This window comes from Chryseobacterium sp. GW821-FHT04C04 (assembly GCF_059420365.1).
This window is the reverse complement of sequence record NZ_JBWKTO010000005.1, coordinates 121215-139199: the sequence shown is the minus strand read 5'-3', so window position 1 is coordinate 139199 and position 17985 is coordinate 121215. Positions and strand designations below refer to the sequence as shown.

Genomic DNA, 17985 nt, shown 5'->3' with positions numbered 1-17985 from the left:
TTACTCGGCGTACAGATCCAGATTCGACATTACTTTTTCAGGTTTTTGGTATTTTGAACCAATCTTTTGGTTTTCCTGAACCATTCTAAGCCCTTCCAGCAAGATTCTGTCATCCTTTCCAAGTCCGGAAGAAACTACATACATGTGTGGCAGTTCAGCAGCGACTTTTATTTCTCTTGCATGCACTTTGTTGTCTTTGCCAATCACATAGACATATTTCTTTTCCAGTTCTTCAAAAGTGGCTTTCTGAGGAATCATCATGGCATTGGCATAAGGTGAAGTAATAACGATGTTCCCGGTTTCTCCGTATCTTAACAGCCCTTTTGGGTTGGGGAATGTAGCTCTGTAGGCAATATTCCCTGTTTCATTGTCAAAATCAGACTCTATGGTCTGTACCACACCGTCTTGAGTGAACTCTTTGCCATTGGCCATTCTCAGGCGTACATGCATTGGATTATTATCCTTTTTAGCATCCATCTGATTAAGATATTCTGCTTCCGGTACATTGAAATATACCCACATTTTGCTGTTGTCGGAAAGTTCCGTTACAAGTTCACCTTCATCTACAAGGCTTCCCTTTCTTACATGTAATTTTCCTACAATTCCGGTAAAAGGAGCACGGATTTCGGTGAATCTCAAATGGGTATTCATTGAAGCAAGCTCAGCCTGGGCTTTTTCATATTTTGCTTTGGCCATTGCCATTTCCTGAGGAGCAACGATGTCTTTGTCGGAAAGGTTTTTGGTATTCTGATATTCAATCTGTGCATATTTAGACTCTGCTTTGGCGCGGTTTACATCCGATTCATATAAATTAGGCATGATTTTGAACATCAGCTGCCCTTTTTGTACGAATTGCCCTTCATCTACATAAATAGACTGGATGTATCCTTTTTCCTGGGCACGAAGCTCAATATGATTAATAGAACGAATCTGCGCAACATAATCTTTGTTAACTAAAGTATCTTTTATAAGCGGGCTTGTAACGTTGAATGACGCTGCTTCTGCTTTTTCCTTTTTTTCAGATTGACAGCCTACAAACAAGAAAATAAGGCACAAGTTGATATACATGAGACTTTTCTTGACCATGATAAATTTTGTTTTTATAATAATTTATAATTGAAAAAATAGAGTTACCTGCTCTCAAATTAGGATTTGAAAGCATATAAGGTTTTCGAAAAAATTACTATAAAATCACAGTCTGATGACCCTGTACTGGATGTACAGATCATCATCTAAAGGCTTTAAATGTTCGGATTGAGCAAGTGAAACAGCGATTTGTCTGTCGTGAAATGTAGTAACAAAACCTGAGATCAGATGCCAGAAACCATCTTTGAAAAGAGCGAGAAGCTCAGTAGAACCGGATGTTTCTACATTGTCGTCATTTTCGTTGTCGTTTTCAGAAAGATTAGCTCTGATTTTGTTGTAGCGGGGATGGCTGACATTGTAAGCATCATTAGCCTCGTGGTTTTTAAGAAACGCAAAAGATGCTTTGAAGCTTTTATTCTGATGAACAAGAAGATCAGTGGTAAAATGAAGTTCGGAAGAAATATCTGTTGAAACATACTGCTGGATTTGCCCATAGTACCAACCTAAAACGGTAAGCAATGCAAATAACAAGCTGTACAAATATTGATAAAATCTTTTCCGCATCCCAGAGGCAAAGGTAGGTAAAGTTCAAAATAGGTGCAACCGTTATAGATTAAAAAAGTGTTAAAAAGCGTTCTGTTTACCGAAAAAACACATCTATTCATCAAGTTTCCTTTTTTGGCTAAGAAGAAGATAGATTCGGCGAAGTCATCTTTAGAGGTATTTCAGAATTTTGCTCTAACAAAAAATTAAAGAAATGAATATTGTTTTAACAGGTTCCATCGGGAACATCGGAAAACCACTTACCAAAGAACTTATACAAAAAGGACATTCGGTAACAGTGATTAGCAGTAATGAAGAACGGGCAGGTTCTATCAGAGCGTTGGGTGCAAAAGCCGCTATAGGAAGTATGTTTGATGTAGATTTTCTCGCAGAAACATTTACAGGAGCGGATATTGTCTATTTAATGGAAACAATGGAAGCAGCAGGTGATATGTTTGATAAAAACATTGATTTTATTGGAGCCATCAGTAGAATTGGACAAAATTACAAAACTGCCGTGGAACGTTCGGGAGTGAAGAAGATTATCCACCTCAGCAGTATTGGAGCCCATACAAATAAAGGAACAGGTATTATTGTATTTCATTATCATGTAGAACAGATTTTGAAACAATTAGCTGATGATGTTGTGATTAAATTCATTCGTCCTGTCGGTATTTATTTCAATATGTTTTCGTTCATTAATACGATAAAAAATAAAGGAGCGATTATTTCCAATTGGGGTGGAAATCAAAAAGAGCCCTGGGTTTCTCCACTGGATATTGCAGATGCTGTCGCTGAAGAAATGGAGAAACCATTTACGGAAAGGGAAGTGCGCTATGTAGCCAGTGATGAGGTTTCTCCTGATGAAATTACAAAAGCGCTGGGAGAATCTATCGATAAACCGGATTTAGAGTGGAAGGTGATTTCAGATGAAGAATTATTAAAAAACTGGCTTGATATCGGGTTCAATGAACAGGTAGCAAGAGGTTTTGTAGAAACGCAGGCCGCTCAGGGAAGCGGAATTCTCTATGAAGACTATTATCAGCATCAGCCTGTTTTGGGAAAAGTAAAACTGGCCGGGTTTGCAAAGGAATTTGCTGCTGCTTATCATAATGCTGGAGAATAAAGCACTAACATTTGTGAAAATCTGTGCGATCTGTGGGGAAATCAAACCATAAAAGTCACAAAAGATATAAACACACTTAAGTAAGCTTAAGAGAATATTTGTGTGTAGAGTAAGTTCACATAAGTTTTAAAAATCTTTGATTTTTCTTTTAATAGAGCTTATAAGGGAAATAATAAAGTTCGTTGAAAAACAATTTGTAATTTTATAGATATGGAACGACGGGTTACAAAAAGAATAAAATCCATCACAGAATTTCACCGTTCAAGAGGGCTGCCGCCTCCTGAGCATCCGCTGATCAGCGTGATCGACTATAAAGATGTAAAGCGGCCTTCAGATATTGGAGCGGTCAACTGGATGTTGGATTTTTACCAGATTTCTTTAAAAATAGGAATCAATGGTAAGTTGAAATACGGTCAGCAGGAGTATGATTTTGATGAAGGAACCCTGTTTTTCATTTCACCCAATCAGGTTTTCAGAATTGAAGCGGAAGCGGGTTCTCAGGAAAGGCAATCTGGCTGGATGCTCCTGATTCATCCTGATTTTCTGTGGGGAACATTGCTCGCTAAAACTATCAAACAATATGATTTTTTTGATTATTCAGTGAATGAGGCTTTGTTTCTCTCCAAAAAAGAAGAACTTACCATCAATGGAATTATAGAAAATATTGAGCAGGAGTATCATTCGGTGATTGATAAATTCAGTCAGAATATTATCATTTCACATATTGAAACATTACTCAATTATTCCGAAAGGTTTTATGAACGCCAGTTTATTACCAGAAAAATTACCCATCATAGTATTCTTAACCGCTTAGAGTCTTTATTAGATCGTTATTTTAGTGATAATGATCTGGTTTCAAAAGAATTGCCTACGGTTCAGTTTGTTGCCAGTGAACTTGGGATATCTCCCAATTATCTTAGCCGCTTATTAACAACGCTTACGGGCCAGAGTACTCAGCAATTGATCCATGAAAAATTGATTGAAAAGGCTAAAGAAAAACTCTCTACCACAGATTTATCTGTAAGTGAAATCGCTTATGAATTAGGTTTTGAGCACCCACAGTCGTTTACAAAACTGTTTAAAAATAAGACACTTCTTTCTCCACTGGAGTTTAGAACCTCGTTTCGGTAAATAGGAAATAATACACTTTTCTGATAAATACAGAACCACAGCATCATTTTAAAAAATAAATGATGCCGTGGTTTTTTAAGATCAAGCTAGACAAAATCAATGAAGCAAATAGAGAAAAGCTAAAATAATAAATAGACAAAGTTGTCTATTTATTGCATACCTTTGCTTCATGAAACAGAGAGGACAGGTTGTCATTGACAAAATTTTAGATACCGCAGAAAAACTATTCTACGAGCAAGGGTATAGTAATACAGGTATTAATCAGATCATCAGTGAATCTGATATAGCAAAAGCGTCTTTGTATAAACATTTTGAAACAAAGGCGGATCTATTGGTCGCCTATATCCAGCGTATGCATCAGCTTTGGTTTAGCAGGCTTGAAGCAAGCGTCAGCGAAGTGAGCGATCCGAAGGAAAAATTACTGGCTATTTTTGATCACCATACCAAACGACAGGAGATCAGGCAGTATGGGGGCTGTCCGTTTATCAAGGCCAATGATGAAGCGGGAACAAGTGATCCCAGGGTTTTAGCAGAAATTCAGGCAACAAAAGTTCACAGCAAAGATTTTATCAGGACTCTTGTCATGAATTCCGGTCACAAAAAGATTCTTACAGATGAAGAATTGACAGAAACAATATATGTCATGCTGGAAGGCTCCATTGTCACCGCTTCTGTTTTTAAAAAGCCGGATGAAATACAATCTGCAAAAAAAATTATTCAAAAACTGATTTAAAATGAAACACACAAACAATAAATGGCTGGAACTGATCATTGTTCTGGCAGCTCCTTTACTTTCCGTTATCGATGTATTTATTATCAATATAGCAATACCTACGATTAAAAAAGGAATTCATGCCACCGATGGCGAAATGCAGTTCGTGATTGCCGGATATCTCCTCGGATATGCTGCTTTTCTGATTACAGGAGGAAGGGCTGGAGACCACTTCGGAAGGAAAAAAGTTTTCTTTTGGGGAATGTTTGCCTTTACCGTAGCATCCTGTTTATGTGGGCTGTCACAATCAGCATTCCAATTGAACGTTACAAGATTTTTTCAGGGATTAAGCGCTTCATTTATGGTTCCACAGACGATAGCATTCATTCAGGTGCTTTTTATAGATACCAAAGAACGGGCAAAAGCATTTGGATTATATGGAATTACTTTGGGGACAGCTGCTGCAATAGGGCAGGTACTGGGGGGGTATTTATCAGATACGCATTGGGTGATAGAAGGCTGGAGACTGGTTTTCTTTATCAATCTTCCGATAGGAATCATTACACTTTGGGCCACGCATAAATATGTTACTGAAACCCCCAGACATGAAAGTACAAAATTTGATTATACCGGAATACTCATTCTCACATTGGCTCTGTTTTCCCTTATCTATCCTTTGATTCAGGGGCGGGAGGCAGGATGGCCGTTGTGGAGTTTCGGACTGTTGGGGCTGTCTTTTATGCTGTTTGTTATTTTCATTTATAATCAAAGAATGAAGCTAAGCAGAAACGGAAACCCTTTGATTGACGTCAGATTATTTAAAATAAAAGATTTTAATATCGGATTAACGGCTGTTTTATTTCACTTTATGCTGCATACCGCCTATCTATTATTGAGTGCGGTGTATCTCCAGAATGGACTTGGCATTTCAGCCCTTGATTCCGGCTTATATTTTATCGCTCCGGGGATTTTATTTGTCGTTTCTTCTGTAATGGCTTCCCGTCTGATTATAAAATATGGAAAGAGGGTATTGCAGGTAGGCGTCCTTATTCTGTTTATTGCATTTTATCTTCAGATGACCCTTTGGAAACCTGGAATTAGTAACGGATTGGTGATAGGATTGATGGCAGCATGGGGATTTGGAAATGGTCTTGTACTTCCTTCATTATTGAATATTGCACTTAAAAATGTTCCGTCTCAATATGCGGGAGGTGCAGCAGGAATTTATTCCACTTTTCAGCAGACCGCTTCTGCATTAGGAGTAAGTGTTATTGGTGGCGTATTTTTCTATTTTTCAAAAGAAAGCTGGCAGACTGCTTACCACTTCGGAATTATTTGTATATTGATTTGTCTGGTTATGGTAGGAGTAATGCTGCAAGTATTACCAGGCTCAGAATCTGTAAATGAACGCAGTAAAAAAATTATAAAGACATAATGAAAGATCCTGATCCATTGGTTTATAAAGATGTTTTGTCCCCTGTAGGACTGATCAAAGTGATTGCTTCTGATAAAGGTCTTGTCGCGATCATCTGGGAATGTGAGGACTACACAAGAACAAAGCTTTCTGCTCCTGTGAAAAGAGAAGAGCATCCAATTATTTTGCAGGCAGAGAAAGAACTTAAAGAATATTTTGAAACTAAAAGAACCATTTTTACCGTACCTCTTGATTTTAAAGGAACCGATTTTCAGGTTAAAGTTTGGACCGCTTTATTAAAAGTTCCATACGGTATGACAAAAACATATGGAGAACTCGCAAAAATCCTGGGCGATGTGAAAGCCGTCCGTGCTGTAGGGGGAGCTTTAAACAAAAATCCAGTATCCATCATTGTTCCCTGTCACAGAATCATTGGAGTATCGGGGAAACTGACCGGTTTTGCAGGAGGATTAAAAAATAAATCGATACTTCTGGATCTGGAAAGAGGATATACAATGCCTTCTTTATTTTAATTAAAACAGGACCGATGAATAAAAAAACAGATTCTGAAATCTCAGCAATTAGGGCAGAGGTTTTCCATTCAGAGAACTTCCATGAATTGTGCAATTATTTAGCTGACCGGGATACTGATTTAAAATTAATTGTAGATACTCACGGATATCCGCCGATGTGGACACGGGAAAATACTTTTGAGACGCTTGTGCATATTATTCTGGAACAGCAGGTTTCTTTAGCATCGGCTTTGGCAGCTTTACGGCAGTTAAGGGAAAAAATAAAGAGCATCACTCCGGAGCAGATTCTTACGCTCAGCGATGAAGAAATGAGAGCCTGTTATGTAAGCCGCCAGAAAACGATTTATATCAGAGGGCTGGCACAAGCAATGATTAATGGAGAAATTAATCTTGAGAAAATGCCGAAAATGTCCAATGATGAGGTCCGCAAAACATTAATTCAACTGAAAGGCATCGGTAATTGGACTATTGATGTGTACTTAATGTTCACGCTTCAAAGAACAGATATTTTTCCTATTGGTGACCTGGCAGCTGTAAATGCTTTAAAACGCCTGAAAAACCTTTCTCCCAAGATGAGCAAAGAGGAAATCCTTGAAATAACAAAACAATGGGCACCTTTAAGATCAGTTGCATCAATGATACTATGGCATTACTATCTGTCAGATTCCCGTAAAAAAGCGAAAGTTTAGTTTTAAAGAGCTATTGAAGGTTTTTAACAGAAAATTAATATTATTTTTGAAACAGCTTTATTCTGCACAATTTTTGCTGTAACAAGCTACTTTTAACGGACACCCCCTCCAATTTAATATTATGATCTATGATGAAAAAATACCTTACTTATATAGCACTTCTGGGAGCACCTCTATTTTGGGGCCAAAATAAAACAGTTGAAAAAACTGTCTATCAACAAAGCTTGCTGAAGGAAAAGCAGGGAAATGAAGCCTTAGCATTTGATGCTGACATACAATTGTCTGATGCCGAAATAGCCTTGGATAAAAAAATAGTCCAGATTCGTAAGCAGTTTATAAGCGAAACAGAAGCGAAAAAGATATCGTTATATAACAGTTCTTTTACTGAAATAAAACCAATGATAGAGCGCAGTAAGCTGTTTGAAATATTTCAGACTATGCCGAAAGGAGGTTTGCTGCATACCCACAGTGGAGGGATAACAGATGTGAAATGGGTTATTTCAGCTGCCAGAAAATACCAGGAATGCTATGTGTACGATCAGAAAGACAATGACCAATTCATTACTGGACAACTTGCTTTTTTTGAAAAAGGAAAAGTTCCGAACGGATTTGTCAGTCTGGATAAAAAACTGAGCTCAGATCCTGGTTTTGAAAAACAGCTGCAGGAGCTTCTTACCCTGAAAAGGGATAACCTATGCTCTTACACGGATTATTGGATTGAATTCGAAAAACGTTTTAAACGAATCAGCCTCTTATTACCTTATCGTCCTTTCTTTAAAGAATATTATTTGAAAGGCTTTCAGGACCTGATAAAAGATAAAGTTCAGCATGTAGAGATCCGGTTTATCTTTGACGAGCTTTATGATTTTAAGAATGGAAAATATCCTTTAAAAACATCCATTACAGATCTGCAGGATATTCTTAAAGAAGTACATAAGTCAGACCCGCAGTTTAGCTTGAAGCTGATCTATTCCAGCTTTAAATTTTTAGATACTGATAATATTGATAAACAGCTGGAAATGGCTTTCGAGTTGAAGAAAGATTTTCCCGATATGATCACAGGTTTTGACCTTGTGGCAGATGAGGCTGCGGGACACAGTATTAGTTTTTTTGAGAAAAGCTGGACCCAATTGAAAGAGCTTAATAAAAAGTATGGGATGGAAATGCCTCTTTTCCTTCACGCCGGAGAAAGTAATTCTATCTTTAATGAAAATGTTCTGGACATCGCTCATCTGGACAATAAAAGAATTGGCCATGGCCTGAATCTGATTTATTTCCCAAAAACAATGGAACAGATCAGAAAACAGAATAAACTGGTTGAGGTAAGCCCGCTCAGCAATCAGATTTTGGGATATGTGAGCGATCTGAGGAATCACCCTGCAAGAGTTTTACTAAGCAATGGCGTACAGTGTTCTATCAATAGCGATGATCCTTCTGTGTACGGATATAATGGTCTTAGCTATGATTTCTGGGCAGCTATGGTGTATTGGGAACTGGATGTAAAAGCATTGAAAAAACTGGTTTTTAATTCAATTAATTATTCTTCTTTGAACGACAATGAGAAAAAGAAGGCAGTGGCCTACCTGAATCAGCAATGGAATGATTTTGTCCAGAAAACGAATCAGAAATTAGACTAATCAAAAAAATAAAATCGCATTATGGAACTCATAATGCGATTTGTCTTTTAATAGAAATATTGATTTGAGATAAAAGGAATTACTTTTTTAATCCGAATTTGGATAATCCCTTTTTTACAGCTGGGTTCAACTTTGCCGGGCTCACTTTTGTAAGGAGTAAAGACTCGCAACCATTGAAGATGGCAAAACGATTTACAGTTTCTATAAAAGGTTTAAGCCACCATTCAATGTCTATCGTATTGTTTTCAATATGCAAATGGATAAGCTCCAACTTTTTTTCCTTTCTGTGAGCTTTGCAGTCAACTCTTCCGATAAACTGATCGCCAAACAGGATTGGCAGACAGAAGTAGCCGTATTGTCTTTTTTCCTTTGGAACATAGCATTCCAACCTGAAATCAAAATCAAAAATCTGTTTGATCCGGTCACGATGGATAATGGAATTATCAAACGGAGACAGGAGCTGTATATTGGAATCCACCGCATCAAATGTCTTTTCAAAAACCTCGTTCTGAACAAAGACAGAAGGCAATCCTTCTATTTTGATTGGAGATAGTAATCCTTCATCAAGCATCGTTTGTAATACCTTATTGACATTTTGTTTTAAATCATTTCCAGTCCTAAGATGGGTGATTTGTTTTAAAGTCGTAAATCCATAGGCACGGAGATTGGTTTTTACTAGATATTCCGCAAACTCAAGCTGAGAAGGTTCTGTGGTGTCAATGAAAGAAGGTAAAACTCTTTCGGTAAGATCATATGTTTTCTGCATGCCGGAGCGTCCGCTGATCATCAGATCACCTTGCATAAAAAGTCTTTCAAGAGCTAGTTTAGCAGGTTTCCAATTCCACCAGCTTCCTGTCTTATGGCTTTCGTTTTCAAAATCTCTTGCTCTTTTATGACCTTCATTACGGATGGTATCTATGACATATTCCATCATTTTAGGATCGGCATTGTAGTAGCGGGATTCACCTCGTTTGATGGTAAGCATTTGGGGCAAAGCATAGCGGAAATCCCGTATAGGAAGATAGGAAGCGGCATGAAACCAATATTCAAATACTTTACGCTCTTCTACCAGCTGTTCCAGGAAATCTGCCTGAAAATCAGGAATTCTCGTCCATAAAGTATGATGATGGGCACGTTCCACCATAGACAAAGTGTCAATCTGTATATATCCAAGATGCTCCAAAGCTTGAAGAACAGCATTCTTTCCAGTTCCGAACGATGAGTTTTGCGCCAGCCCCTGGCTGTTTAATGTTGCACGTTTTAAGTGTTCTAATGCCAACTTCTTTTCCATATTTTAAATTCGAAGACAACAGGTTTCTGATGTTTCTTTCAAATATAATGAAAGCTTAGGGAAATAGGTGTTTTTTCAATGATGGAGTTCAGTATTTCTATCTGTTTTCGATCCAGTCAACCAGTAATTTACGTTCAGAGAAAAGCCATTGTCCGTTCTGTTTTACAAATTGGTCATGATAACGGATGGCAGCAACCATCAACTTTTGTTTTCCCTCTACTATTGTTAAATGATGAGCCATACAATAAGCAGTACCTGTTGCATGATCTCCATTCAGTACAACAGAATTTTGTCCGTTAAAATGCATGGTGGAATGATAGGTGTTCAGATTGTCAAAGATAGGAAACAGATCTGCCCTTCCTCTGATTACCTGCGAAGGAACTCCGGATTTTGGATTATAGTAGACTTCGAAATGGGTATCTTCTGTAAACAATGCCATTTGCCCCTGTGCATCTCTTGTATCAGCACAGAAAGCATAGTTGTCTACCAATGTGCGGATCGCAAGCCGGTCTTCTGCTTCTTGTATTTTCTGTTCGGTGTTCATTTTATTATATTTTGTTTTTAAATCCGTTGGGAGCAAACATTCCGCGTAGAAATTCTACGTATTTCTGATCAGACTTATTATTTCGGGCTTCAATCATAGAAACGATGTCTGGACCGGCAATATAGCGCAGCTGGTGAGTTCCGTCAGTGATAGAGTTGAATACAGTTTGGGCAACTTCCTGGGCCGAAGCTGTATTTTCAGTTCCCAGACTGCTGAACAAAGCATTGGTTTCATCTAAAAAAGAAGTGTAATCTTCAGGGACCGCATTATTTCCTGAATCTGAAAAAGCACGTTGCTGGAAATTGGTTGCAATATAGCCAGGTTCAATAATTTTAACTTTAATATTCTGTGAGTCCAGCTCATATGCTAACGACTCCACAAAGCCTTCTACCGCATATTTTGAAGCTACATAAACGGATACCAAAGGAAAAGGAATTTTCCCTACTCCTGAAGTAATATTGGCGATCACACCACTTTGTTGTGCTCTGAAATGGGGCAAAATAGCACGGGTTACATTCATCACTCCAAATACATTGACATCGAACTGATCACGGATGGCTTTATCTGTCAGAGATTCAAAGATTCCGCTTGTTCCATAGCCCGCATTATTGAGCAGGGCATCTATTCTTCCAAACTTTTCAATCCCCTTGCTGATGGCATTTTGGATGGTTTCTGGCTCAGTTACTTCCAATTGGGTAACGAGAATATTAGGATTATTGATCAGTTCGGTTTCTTTTTCCGGGCTTCGCATGGTCGCAATAACGTTCCAGCCTTTTGATGAAAATAGTTTAGCCGTTGCTTTTCCTAATCCTGAAGAAGCTCCGGTAATGAGAATGGTTTTGTTCATTTTTCTTTATTTTTTAGTGATTAAACTTTCTGTGGGCGTCAAGCCGTATTTATTTTTGAAAGAAGTATAAAAGTGGGATAGGTTTTCAAATCCTAACTCCAGATAAATCTCGGAAGGCTTTTTGTTTTCCTGGTGGATCAGTTGATACGCTTCTTCCAGACGTTTTTCTTTTAACCATTTTGCCGGTGAAACCTGGAATGTTTTTGTAAAATCCCGTTTGAATGCTGCGAGGCTTCTCCCTGTAAGCCTGGCAAAATTTTCTATCGGAGCATTATAATGATAATGATTTAACATGAAATTTTTAAGGTCTATTTTGTGAGGTTCACTAAAATCAAAAAGAAATTTTTTGCACTCAGGATAGATATTCAGCAGTAATTCTATAGCTTCTGAAACTTTAGAGAATATCATCCTTTCATTGCTGTTCCCCGGTTCTTCCAGATAGGGTATCAAAGATTGGAAATAACTTTTCAGAAATAGATCGGGCTTCAGTACGATATTACTCTTTCCCCCATGCCCTTTATCAAAGGTCATAGTATTCAAGGCTGCGAATTTTCTCAGGTCTTCTGTTTTCAGAATAATAGAAACAGCCTTGTATTCCGGATCTGAAGCCGGAAGTTTCTGTGTTTTGGCAAATTGATTCCGGCGGGCCAGCAGAAGTCTGTTTTTCTTTAAAACAAAAGTTCCCTGCTGATTATAAATATGGGTTTCTCCCGATATCTGAAATGCGAGAACATGTTCAGGAATAAATTGCTCATGGCCCCACTGTTCTTTCGAAACACATGAATACACAAAAGAATTGGCGAATGGTGATGCGGTTACTTTCATAAGGCTCCTGAAGTTAAAAGTTGTTCACGATACGCTGCATTACGGGCAGAAGTATTGCTGTCCACAATCATTAAAAAAGTGACTAGTGAGATCACTGTAATACTTATAGCCCGCCAGTTGGGAGAGGAAAATATCATAAGGAAAAGAGCCGCCACAATAGCTATTGCAGGCAGTATTTTGAAAATCAATCTGAAGTCTCCATCAGATTTTGTGGTGCGTTCTATTTCTTTCTTTACAAAATATTCAGTATTGCTTTTATAATCCTTTTCAAATTGAGAAATACGAGGCTTATTGGCAGCATATAAACCAATCCCTGTAGCCAGCAGAAATACTCCTGAAATAATCAATGGAATAACAAATGCTTTTGCCATTGCTGTTTTGCCCCAGAAGGCAAATCCTCCTGCACTTAATAGTACAATACAGCTGAATATCCAAATGATCTTTGCTGAAAATACCTCAGCTTTTGCCCATTCTATGCTTAATTTTAGTATATCCATTTTGTTAAAATTTATCAATCAAATTTCTGAAAACAAAATGAAATATAAGTTTCTAAAAAGCTCAAATGTAAGTTTCTGAAAAGCTCAGTCTTTAAAGGAATAACTCATCAGAATTGAATAAGTATCACAATGTTTTTGTGATAGAAGACCTTTTTTAGATAATAAAATCTCGGGCAAATATCGAAGATATTTGCCCGAGATTGATGTGAACATCCTTCAAACACATTCTTACAATGTCAACACAATTTTTCCAAATAAAGGTCTGTCCCGTTTTGCATCTTCTATTCTTTGATGGGCATTTTTTATCTCTTCAATCGGATATATGCTATCGATAACCGGTTTTACTTTTCCGGTTTCAATTAATTGGGTAATATGATAGAGCTCATCCCTGCTTTGTCGGGTAAAAACGAAATGGTAAGTCGCATTTTTTTCCCAGGCATGAATAAGGTTTTGTGGCTGGGCGATATCAACCAATGTTACAACGGTTCCATAGTCAGCCAAAGCAAGCGGACTGTCTGAGAGGGTGTTTCCTCCTACAGTATCAATAATGACATCCACTCCTTTTCCTTTCGTATGTACTTGTATTTCTTCAATCCAGTTTTTTTGATGATGGTCAATAACTACATCAGCTCCCAGGTTCTGAAGTTTTTCATGTAAAATACTCTGTCCAGTTGTATATACAAAAGCGCCTAATGATTTGGCGGTCTGTATGGCAAGTGTTCCCACACCGCCTGCACCGCCAAGGATGAGAATGGTATCTCCTTTTTTCAATTGAGCACGTACCGCAAGCATTTCCCATACCGTTCCTCCAATAAGCGGAGCAGCAGCAGCTTCCTCGTAGCTTATATTATCAGGCATTCTGGACAATGAAGATTCTTCTGTAAGGTGATACTCTGCATAACTCCCGGAGCTGCCAAAACGAGGTGAATAATAGACTTTATCACCTGGCTGCCATTTTTTAACAGCTTCACCCACTGCGATAATATCACCGGCAATATCATGCCCGGTTATAATAGGCAGTTCAAAAAAGGATGCATAATCTCCCCGTCTTACCTGGTAATCAAGTGGATTTACTGATGTTGCTCTTACTTTCACCAATACTTGTGAAGGATCTGTTATAGTAGGAATGGGTATATCGGTCACCTGCAGAACTTCCGGACCTCCATAGTTTTTTATGACAATTGTTTTCATATGTGATGTTCATGTATTTTTTAGTAATTGATGGACTAGATTCTATGAGTTATTGCGGTAATGTTCCCATAAATTCTACGATTTCAGCACCAATCTCTACAGCATGTGTTTCCAGAGCAAAGTGTCCGGTATTATAAAACTTTAGTTTCGCATCCGGTATATCCTTTTTATAAGCTTCTGCTCCTGCAGGCAGAAAATAAGGATCTTTATTTCCCCATACCAATAATAATTTCGGCTGATGCTTTCTGAAATATTCATGGAACTTAGGATATAGGGCTACATTGGTTCTGTAATCTTTCACTAAGTCTAGTTGTATCTCTATATTCCCCGGTCTGTCAAGGAATTTTTGATCAAGAGTATAAGCTTCCGGTGCAATTAAAGAAGGATCGGAAACACCGTGATAGTATTGAAATGTAGTGGCTTCTTTAGAAACGAAATCTTTTAACGCAAGGCGGTTTGCCTGTGATGGTTCCTTCCAGTATTTCTGTATGGGGTTCCATTCATTGCTTAATCCTTCTTCATAGGCATTTCCGTTTTGGGAAACGATGCCTGTGATCTTTTCCGGGTTATTCATGGCCAGGCGCAAACCTACGGGAGCTCCATAATCAAAGATATAGACCGCAAAACGTTTCATCTCAAGTTTATCAACAAATGTCTGTACTGTTTCCGCCAGATGATCAAACGTGTAAGAGAACTGGGTGTGATCCGGAGCATCAGAATATCCAAATCCAGGGAGATCAGGTGCTATGACATGGTATTTTTTGCTCAGTATGGGAATCAGGTTTCTGAACATATGAGAGGAGGTAGGATAGCCGTGCAGAAGGAGAATGGTAGGAGCATCAGCAGGACCTGCTTCTCTGTAAAACAGGTTTAAATCATTGACCTTGATGTTGCGATAGTGGATGGGGTGGTTTTCCATAATGTAATTATTTAATTTTTGATGAGATTGTGCCATTGTTACATGGGTTGTCAATAAACCCAATGACAAGGCTGTAATGAATTGTCTGAATATTATTTTCATGTATTCTTTTTGATAGGTCAAAATTAATACGGATATTTGATTACTGAAAACGATTAATTATAATCAATTAAATCACTTTTAATGATTAATTAAAATGAATATAAATGATTTGAAAATATTTGAAGCCGTAGCAGAAAGTGGAAGTTTTACAAAAGCTGCCTCTATGACATTTACGGTTCAGTCTAATGTTACAGCAAGGATAAAAAGCCTTGAAGAAGAATTTGATACAAAACTTTTTTCACGTACCTCCAGAAAGGTAGAACTTACTTCCGAAGGGATGATCCTGATGCAATACTCCAGACAGATTCAGCATTTGGTGGAGGAAGCGAAGCATAATATCCGAAGCGGGGAAAATATCCGGGGAAATCTGAAAATAGGCTGTATCGAGACCACGATGGCATTAAAGGTGCCTGAAATTCTCAATACATTTGATGAAAAATATCCCGATATTGAGCTGGAATTTAAATCAGACTCAAGAGATTCCATCCTATCTGATGTGCTGGATTACGCCCTTGATGCGGCTTTTGTTGCGGCTCCTGTGAATGCGAAGGGATTGGAAAAAATTTGTATTAAAGAAGAAAAGCTTGTTATTCTGGCATCTTCGAAAGGTCCCGGCCTCCAGACCCTTATTGAAAAAGAGCCCTTAAAGATTGTGGTATTTGATGAAGGATGTATTTTCAGAGAAAGATTAGAATCCTGGTTAAGCCATAAAGGCATTCTCAACTACAAAAGTACGGTTCTGAATTCTATTGAGGGGGTGATCAATTTCGTAGAAGCAGGGTTGGGAGTCAGCATACTGCCGGAAGAAGTGGTTTCGAAATATTACGCAGGAAGAGAAATTAAGACATATGGACTGAACAAGCAGCTGGGAACAATGAATACGATTCTTGTTTTTAGAAAAGACGGTCCGCAGTCGAGAGCTTTGCAGTGTTTTATTGATATGCATTTGGAGATATAAAAAGAAGTAAGTACCCATTATAACAGGAAAAATAAAGACTATGGCAAAAACGACCCAAACCCTTGATGAGTTTTACAGACATAAATATGGCGCCGTATCGGGAGACTATCCTAAAAATGACGGACACTTTAATGTCTTTAGAATTGAAGACCGAATAAATACCGGAACTTCGTCACCCACCTTTATCCGGAGAGATTTTTATAAGATTATGCTGTTTCAGGGTAACAATGTATTTCATTACGGAGACCGGAGCATTCCGATAACAGGGAGTACATTGCTTTTCTTTACTCCTCATGTGCCTTATACGTATGAATCTTTAGAAGAAGATACCAATGGCTGTTTCTGTGTTTTCAAAGATGAATTTTTTAAGGGAAATTTTCGTTTAAATCTATTTGAATTCCCTTTATTTACAGCAGGTACATATCCTGTTTTCAGTTTAAAAGGGGAAGAAGCTTCAGAAATAAAAACAATATTTGAAAAGATAATCAAGGAGCTTGATTCAGACTTTGTTTATAAATACGACCTTATCAAAAATTATGTCAGTGAATTAATCTATTATGGGATGAAATTACAACCCGTCAATAGTATTTCTGACCATAGCAATGCCGCTTCAAGAATTACCATTGTATTTATGGAACTGCTGGAACGTCAGTTTCCCATTGAATCTACTGCACAACGTTTTGAATTGCGTTCTCCAAAAGCTTTTGCTGATCGAATGTCTATCCATGTCAATTCCCTCAACCGGGCTATAAAAAAACAGACAGGAAAAACCACTTCAGAGCATATCTTTGAACGGCTTACCTCCGAGGCCAAAGTTCTTTTAAAATATACGGAGTGGAATATTTCAGAAATCAGCCATGTGCTTGGCTTTGAAGACCAGGCTCAGTTTAATAACTTTTTTAAGAAACAGACGGGCAGCAGTCCAAACAGGGTAAGACAGGTTTGAATTTGGCAATTATTGGTTTGTATATCACAAAATAAGTTTTGATGCTTAAGATAATTTTGCATAAAAATAGAATATATGAGTCATACAAAAATCTGGTATATCACTGGAGCATCGAAAGGGATTGGGTTTTCATTAGTAAAAAAGCTGTTGAAAAAAGGGCATAAAGTAGCAGCCACCTCGAGAACAATTACAGCCTTTGAAGGATTGGATGCTGATCCGGACAATTTTCTTCCTTTGGAAGTGGATTTAAAAGATGAACAGTCTATTGCAGAATCCATTGAGAAAACGATAAAGCAGTTTGGGCATTTGGATGTGGTGGTGAATAATGCAGGCTATGGACTTGGCGGGGCCATAGAGGAACTCAGTGCTGAAGAGATTGAAGAAAATTTTCAGATCAATTTTTTTGCAGTGTTAAAAGTGATCCGGCAGGCATTGCCCTATTTAAGAAATCAGCGTTCCGGGCATATTATTAATATTTCATCCATTGCAGGTTTTGCACCGGGATTGGGATGGAGCATGTATGCTGCTGCAAAATTTGCTGTAACGGGATTGTCAGAAGCCTTGGTTAATGATCTTAAACCATTGGGAATCAATGTGACAGCCGTTTTGCCGGGATGGTTCCGTACCAGTTTTGCTAAGCCGGATTCTATTGCTTTCGGCGAAAATCAGATCGATGATTATCAATTCCTGCGAACGGCACATCAGAAAATGAATGAAATAGATGGGAAGCAATTGGGAAACCCGGAGAAAGCAGCTGATGTTTTTATGAAACTTGCAGAGGTTTCAAATCCGCCGGTATTATTGTTCTTAGGAACGGATGCTGCCCAGAGAGCGGAAAACAAAATTGCGGAATTATCTGAACAGATACAGCAGTGGAAAGCGCTTTCTTCATCCACAGATTTTAAAGAATAGATATTCAATAGGACTTTATTGCATTTTTTCATTCCCGTTCAAAAGCAGTTTTTACCAAATGGTAAATATTCCCCGATAAGTA

19 protein-coding genes are annotated in these 17985 nt (G+C 38.1%); 10 read left to right on the top strand and 9 right to left on the bottom strand.

Features of this window, described 5'->3' with window-relative positions; all coding sequences use genetic code 11:
• Entirely contained in the window at window positions 1-1086 is a 1086-nt protein-coding gene (locus AC07UM_RS17560) for an efflux RND transporter periplasmic adaptor subunit (protein ID WP_494681355.1), read from the bottom strand.
• 105 nt (window positions 1087-1191) lie between these two features.
• The gene (locus AC07UM_RS17555; RefSeq protein ID WP_494681354.1) at window positions 1192-1650 is read right to left on the bottom strand and encodes a hypothetical protein; all 459 of its coding nucleotides are present in this window, start codon (window positions 1648-1650) and stop codon (window positions 1192-1194) included.
• Between the two features lie 193 nt (window positions 1651-1843).
• Here AC07UM_RS17555 and AC07UM_RS17550 point away from each other — a divergent pair, with 193 nt between their 5' ends.
• The 7 genes from AC07UM_RS17550 (at window position 1844) to AC07UM_RS17520 (ending at window position 8871) form a co-directional block, all read left to right on the top strand.
• Entirely contained in the window at window positions 1844-2755 is a 912-nt protein-coding gene (locus tag AC07UM_RS17550) for an SDR family oxidoreductase (protein ID WP_494681353.1), read from the top strand.
• 210 nt (window positions 2756-2965) lie between these two features.
• Window positions 2966-3886: an AraC family transcriptional regulator gene (locus AC07UM_RS17545; protein ID WP_494681352.1), complete on the top strand. Its 921-nt coding sequence runs from the start codon at window positions 2966-2968 to the stop codon at window positions 3884-3886.
• Window positions 3887-4055: 169 nt separating this feature from the next.
• Window positions 4056-4619: a TetR/AcrR family transcriptional regulator gene (locus tag AC07UM_RS17540; protein WP_494681351.1), complete on the top strand. Its 564-nt coding sequence runs from the start codon at window positions 4056-4058 to the stop codon at window positions 4617-4619.
• Between the two features lies 1 nt (window position 4620).
• Complete coding sequence (locus AC07UM_RS17535; protein WP_494681350.1) at window positions 4621-6033, top strand: MFS transporter; 1413 nt, start codon at window positions 4621-4623, stop codon at window positions 6031-6033.
• Complete coding sequence (locus tag AC07UM_RS17530) at window positions 6033-6545, top strand: methylated-DNA--[protein]-cysteine S-methyltransferase (RefSeq protein WP_494681349.1); 513 nt, start codon at window positions 6033-6035, stop codon at window positions 6543-6545. Before AC07UM_RS17535 ends, AC07UM_RS17530 begins: the two co-directional genes overlap by 1 nt.
• A 14-nt stretch (window positions 6546-6559) precedes the next feature.
• Entirely contained in the window at window positions 6560-7234 is a 675-nt protein-coding gene (locus tag AC07UM_RS17525; RefSeq protein WP_494681348.1) for a DNA-3-methyladenine glycosylase family protein, read from the top strand.
• Window positions 7235-7362: 128 nt separating this feature from the next.
• Window positions 7363-8871 (top strand): amidohydrolase family protein, encoded by a 1509-nt coding sequence (locus AC07UM_RS17520; RefSeq protein ID WP_494681347.1) that lies wholly within the window; start codon window positions 7363-7365, stop codon window positions 8869-8871.
• A gap of 79 nt (window positions 8872-8950) precedes the next feature.
• On the opposite strand, the gene AC07UM_RS17515 is transcribed toward AC07UM_RS17520, so the two are convergent.
• From AC07UM_RS17515 to AC07UM_RS17485, 7 genes are all read right to left on the bottom strand, one after another.
• A complete protein-coding gene (locus AC07UM_RS17515) occupies window positions 8951-10162 on the bottom strand; it encodes a winged helix-turn-helix domain-containing protein (protein WP_494681346.1) in 1212 nt (403 codons plus the stop codon).
• A 97-nt stretch (window positions 10163-10259) separates the two neighbouring features.
• The gene (locus AC07UM_RS17510) at window positions 10260-10706 is read right to left on the bottom strand and encodes a nuclear transport factor 2 family protein (RefSeq protein WP_494681345.1); all 447 of its coding nucleotides are present in this window, start codon (window positions 10704-10706) and stop codon (window positions 10260-10262) included.
• A 4-nt stretch (window positions 10707-10710) separates the two neighbouring features.
• Entirely contained in the window at window positions 10711-11553 is an 843-nt protein-coding gene (locus AC07UM_RS17505) for an SDR family oxidoreductase (protein WP_494681344.1), read from the bottom strand.
• A 6-nt stretch (window positions 11554-11559) separates the two neighbouring features.
• Window positions 11560-12378, bottom strand: coding sequence for a helix-turn-helix domain-containing protein (locus AC07UM_RS17500; protein WP_494681343.1), 819 nt, complete (start codon window positions 12376-12378; stop codon window positions 11560-11562).
• Window positions 12375-12875 carry a hypothetical protein gene (locus tag AC07UM_RS17495; protein WP_494681342.1) on the bottom strand — a complete coding sequence of 167 codons (501 nt, stop codon included), beginning with the start codon at window positions 12873-12875 and terminating at the stop codon, window positions 12375-12377. Before AC07UM_RS17495 ends, AC07UM_RS17500 begins: the two co-directional genes overlap by 4 nt.
• Before the next feature lie 228 nt (window positions 12876-13103).
• Window positions 13104-14066 (bottom strand): zinc-binding dehydrogenase, encoded by a 963-nt coding sequence (locus AC07UM_RS17490; RefSeq protein ID WP_494681341.1) that lies wholly within the window; start codon window positions 14064-14066, stop codon window positions 13104-13106.
• Window positions 14067-14115: 49 nt separating this feature from the next.
• Window positions 14116-15087, bottom strand: a complete 972-nt coding sequence (locus AC07UM_RS17485) for an alpha/beta fold hydrolase (RefSeq protein ID WP_494681340.1) — start codon at window positions 15085-15087, stop codon at window positions 14116-14118.
• Between the two features lie 94 nt (window positions 15088-15181).
• Here AC07UM_RS17485 and AC07UM_RS17480 point away from each other — a divergent pair, with 94 nt between their 5' ends.
• From AC07UM_RS17480 to AC07UM_RS17470, 3 genes are all read left to right on the top strand, one after another.
• Complete coding sequence (locus AC07UM_RS17480) at window positions 15182-16045, top strand: LysR family transcriptional regulator (protein WP_494681339.1); 864 nt, start codon at window positions 15182-15184, stop codon at window positions 16043-16045.
• A gap of 40 nt (window positions 16046-16085) precedes the next feature.
• The gene (locus AC07UM_RS17475) at window positions 16086-16991 is read left to right on the top strand and encodes a helix-turn-helix domain-containing protein (RefSeq protein ID WP_494681338.1); all 906 of its coding nucleotides are present in this window, start codon (window positions 16086-16088) and stop codon (window positions 16989-16991) included.
• Between the two features lie 75 nt (window positions 16992-17066).
• A complete protein-coding gene (locus tag AC07UM_RS17470; protein WP_494681337.1) occupies window positions 17067-17903 on the top strand; it encodes an SDR family NAD(P)-dependent oxidoreductase in 837 nt (278 codons plus the stop codon).
• Window positions 17904-17985: the final 82 nt, after the last annotated feature.